This window comes from Mesorhizobium sp. M7A.T.Ca.US.000.02.2.1, from assembly GCF_003996995.1.
Lineage (GTDB): Bacteria > Pseudomonadota > Alphaproteobacteria > Rhizobiales > Rhizobiaceae > Mesorhizobium.
Genome location: NZ_RZTT01000484.1, coordinates 1 through 4,148 on the forward strand (window position 1 = coordinate 1; position 4,148 = coordinate 4,148).

Below are 4,148 nucleotides of genomic sequence, written 5' to 3' on the forward strand. Positions count from 1 at the left end.
GCGTCAGGTCGCGCACGACGATGGCCTGGCTGACGTTGCTGTCGGCAAGCGACACCCAGGAATACTCCCACTCGGTGCTGTCGATGCTCATCTGCGACAGCGTCCACAGCGAGTTGCTGTTGCCGGCTGCACCGCTCAAAAGGCTGAACACGGCGAGGCGGCCATCGGCATTGTAATCGAGCATCAGCCGCGTGTTGGAGCTGGAAGCGTTGAAGTCGCGCCATCCCGACCAGTTCTGCGTGGCAGCGTCGTACTGGGTGTTGAACGCGTGCACATGCTGTACGTCAGATGCGACAAGCATTATGTCGCCATTGCCCTCGATGCCGGAAGCCAGCGTATATTTGCCGACCCGGCTGTAACCGGTCGTCGCCCAGGGCGTCCATGTGGCGGTTCCGGCCGGCTTCTGGCGCGTGTGCAGGGCCTGGCCGCTCTTCGTCAAGGCGAACAGATTGGTGGCCCCCAGCGGACCGACACCCGGCGCCATTGCGGTGAACCCGCCGGTGCCTGAAGTGTCGATCTGCGTCCAGCCCGTCCAATCGGTAACCTTCAGCGCCTGTGCCGTCTTCTGCTGGCAGCGGTAGAGGTTGGCTCCCGAATTGATGCCGAACAGCGCGATGGTCCCGTCGGCCTGGCGTATCGCCGAGATCGACACCAGTCCGCCCGGAATCTGCAGCCAGTCGCTCCACATCTGGGCAGGCGGAACGCGTTCCTCGACGGTGACGACAATCGGCGTCGTGGTGCCCGGCGGCGTGATGGTTTTCTGCACTTGCACGATCTGGTCCGGGTTCTGGTAGATCCACCAGATGCGCGCCTGGTTGTCGAGGACGAAGAGTTCGATGCGGCCATCGACATCGCGCGCCATCGAAAAACCGGAGTAGCTGACTGCGCCGGCCGGCGCACCGATGTTCATGGGAGCGGTCCATTTGTCGATCGGGCCGACCTGGTTGGCGTCCTCGGTGATGAAGAACAGGTTGGGGCTGCCCGTCAGTTGGGCAACGACAGCCACCCTTCCATCCTTGGTGATGCCGGCCGTCATCTGCACGAAGGTGCCTGGAGCGATGATCGACCAGGCTGCGGGCCATGGCCCGTTCGGCGCGGTCTGCGCCTTCTGGATCAGGCGCCCGGCCGACGTATCGATGGCCACGACCATCAGCCGCGACAGTTCGAAGAAGGGCGCGCCGGCCGGCATGCTCTGGAAAACGGGCGCTGTCGGCGAAGTGGCCGTGGCGCTCGCGGCGGCCTTCTCGGTTTCGCCGCCTGGCGCGGGCGATTTTGGTGCTGCTGTCTTGGCCATCGTGTTGGTCCTGCCCTGTTGACGCGGTATCAGCCTCTTGGAGGGAAAACGCCTTGCAGCGCGATGCAGAAATAGCACGTGAGATAGGGCTGCATATTGTTGTGGGGTTGGTCGCCGCCGATCGGCCGTACCGCCTGATCGCTGAGCGGCGTCAAAGTGGCCGTCGCAGAGTAGGACTGCCCGGGAGCCGTCCGCGCGAAGGATCGTGCGGGACTTGGCGCCGCCAGATTGGCGGGATTGACGTTGGCCATCAAATTGTGCCCGTGCTGCGGCATCTCCGATATCAGCAACGACACTGTCTCCGAACCCCCCGGCTCGCCGAGATCGTGCAGCGAAAGCCCCGGTCCTTGTCCCGGGTGCATCGGAGCGCGGCCTTGCAGATCGGGCAGGGCAAAGTTGGATTTGCCGTTGCCGCCATAAGTGGTGCCGAGCAACGAAAACAGCGCGGTGTTCTGCGACAGCGGCAGCAATTGCCCATCGCACCATGCCCAGCCCTTGGGCGCGAAATTGAAGGGAAAGATTCGGATTTCGGCGACGAATGGGTCAGCCATGATGTCCTCTCAGGTCGGCGACGGAAAGATGCCGAAAAGCGAAATGATAAAATTGACGCAGAGATACGGCTGGAAGTTCGTATGCGGCTGGCTGCCGCCGGTCTGCCCGGCGGTCTGCGGGGACATCGGCGCGGCCGCAGGCACCTCACGATAGATTTGCGACGCGCCGACCTGGCCGGTCATGTTGCCGGTTGGGGTGCTTGCCCCGGCATTGTTTAGCGAAGCAAGGAACTGATGCGTGTGCGAAGGGATCTGCTGGGGCGTAAGCGTGACTTCTTCCACGCCACCGTTCTGAGAAAGAATGAAATCAGTGCTCTGATGGATCGGCAAACGGCCGCGCAGATCAGGCAGCGCGAATGTGCTCTGGCCATCGCCGCCATAGGTGGTGCCGATCAGCTGGAAAAGCGTCTCGTTCTCCGAGATGGGCAGCAGCTGCCCTTCGCAGAACATCCAGCCGGCTATGGCAAAATTGCCGGCAAACATGCGAATTTCGCCAACGAAGGGTTGTCCCATGGCTGCGCTCCCTTAATTCGGCGACGGAAAAATGCCCTGCAGGGCGATGCAGAAGCTCAGCGTCAGAAATGGCTGCATGTTCAAATGCGCCTGGTTGTTGCCGACAGGGGCCAGCGTACTGGGATCCATCGCCGTGACGTTCCCGGGCGGCGTATAGGTGTTGGCGACGGTTGCGAGCAAATTGCCGGTGGCCACTGGCGTGTCGGCATTGGCGGTGGTGGCCTGCTCGACATGGCTATGAAACGGCAATTCCGCGACCGAAAGCGTGTGCGCCGTTTCGCCGCCGCGCTCGCCGAGTGTATGGCTGCCGCCGACATGGATCGGCACGCGCCCGCGATAGTCTGGCAGTGCGAAATTCACCCGGCCATCGCCGCCGAAGGTGGTGCCCAGCAGCGAAAACAGCGCCTGGTTCTGATTGATAGGCAGCAACTGCCCATTGCAGAGCGCCCAGCCCTTGGGCGCGAATACGAAAGACATGATTCTGATTTCGGAAAGAAATGGTTCCGACATCTCCGCTCCTCACTGTTTCCATATACTAACGCACCACAGTGATATTGCGCAACGTCAGTCAGACATAAATAAAATAAAATTTTTGGACTTTGGTTTTATTAAAGTTCGCGCTTCCTTACGCAATTGCGTCGCTACCGTTGATTGGCGCCGCATTTCCCGGCGCCATTATGGACGGCGTTCCGCTGAGAAGCCCGATTTCATAGGTTGAATAGACGGCGACTTTGATCAGGGTGGGGTCGGCGGCAGCGTGCCAACAAGATCGATTACCCCCGCGCCGCCCGACGTGTCGACTGTCGGTGTACCGACATTGTCGTCCTGTACGACGCCTGCAGCTGCACCTGCAGCCGAGCCATTGCGAGACAGGTTAAAGTCGGTGCTGGCATTGAAGTTGCTTAAGCTGACGTCCACCACTGCATTTGGCCCGCCGACGAAGGTGTTTTGCTGCGTACCAGCACCGCCAAGCACGAGGTTCATCGTACTTGTATCCGTCGCAGTGGCGCCATTGTCGGCAAACAACGCGGCAAATGGGAATGCACTACCCGTTGCCGTCACGCTGTTGCCGAATACAGACGCGTTCATCGTCGCGCCACCATCATTGTTCTGCAGGTGGATACCGGCAAAGCCCCAGCCGGTGATGGTGTTGTTCTGGATAAGCGTGGTCAGTGAACCGGACGCGCCTGCCGCACGGACGAAGATGCCATCGGAATTCGAGCCCGTTTTGGCAACCAGCGTGTTGCCGACGATTTTGCCGGTCATCGTGCCGAGGTCCTGGCCCTTGGCGACGAAGATGCCGACCGTGTCGAAGGCGTTGGCCCCACCATCGCTGTTGACGTTGTTCGAGATGTTGAAGGTCGTCGTCGCGGCGGACGTGTTGCCGGCAGAGCCGCTGCGCACCGAAATTGCGGTGCCGCCGCCCGGTATGATCGTCTGGCCATTGTGAAAAATATTGCTGGTAGCGACCACATCCATGGTCGCATTGTTGTTGGCGACCGCCTCGAAGAAGTCGGAGCGCGTGCCGGAGAACGTGTTGCTATCCAACGTCACATTCGCGGTTGCGCCGTTGTAGACGGTGAAGCTGACATTATCGTTGCCGAGGGTCGAACTGATCAGGCCGAACGTGTTGCCGCTCATGGTCAGCCGATTCAGCGTGCCGCTGGTGTTCCAGACGGCGAGGTTGCCGTAAGCGCCGCCGCTGATGCTGGAACCGGTGATCGAGGCGCTGCCGAGCAGATTGTCGAAGCGAATGGCACTTTCTTCGATATTGCCGGCGTTGTTGGAGC

5 protein-coding genes are annotated in these 4,148 nt (G+C 60.9%); all 5 read right to left on the minus strand.

Going from position 1 to position 4,148, the window contains the following annotated elements:
* Window positions 1-1,294, minus strand: a 1,294-nt coding sequence (locus EOD15_RS29920) for a hypothetical protein (RefSeq protein WP_127409103.1), incomplete at its 3' end; no start/stop codon positions are given.
* A 29-nt stretch (window positions 1,295-1,323) separates the two neighbouring features.
* Complete coding sequence (locus EOD15_RS29925; protein ID WP_127321639.1) at window positions 1,324-1,845, minus strand: tail fiber protein; 522 nt, start codon at window positions 1,843-1,845, stop codon at window positions 1,324-1,326.
* Between the two features lie 9 nt (window positions 1,846-1,854).
* Window positions 1,855-2,328: a tail fiber protein gene (locus tag EOD15_RS29930; protein WP_245463805.1), complete on the minus strand. Its 474-nt coding sequence runs from the start codon at window positions 2,326-2,328 to the stop codon at window positions 1,855-1,857.
* A 42-nt stretch (window positions 2,329-2,370) separates the two neighbouring features.
* Window positions 2,371-2,868, minus strand: coding sequence for a tail fiber protein (locus EOD15_RS29935; RefSeq protein WP_127321637.1), 498 nt, complete (start codon window positions 2,866-2,868; stop codon window positions 2,371-2,373).
* Between the two features lie 225 nt (window positions 2,869-3,093).
* Window positions 3,094-4,148: hypothetical protein (locus EOD15_RS35995; RefSeq protein ID WP_185929112.1), on the minus strand; the 1,055-nt coding region annotated here is incomplete at its 5' end.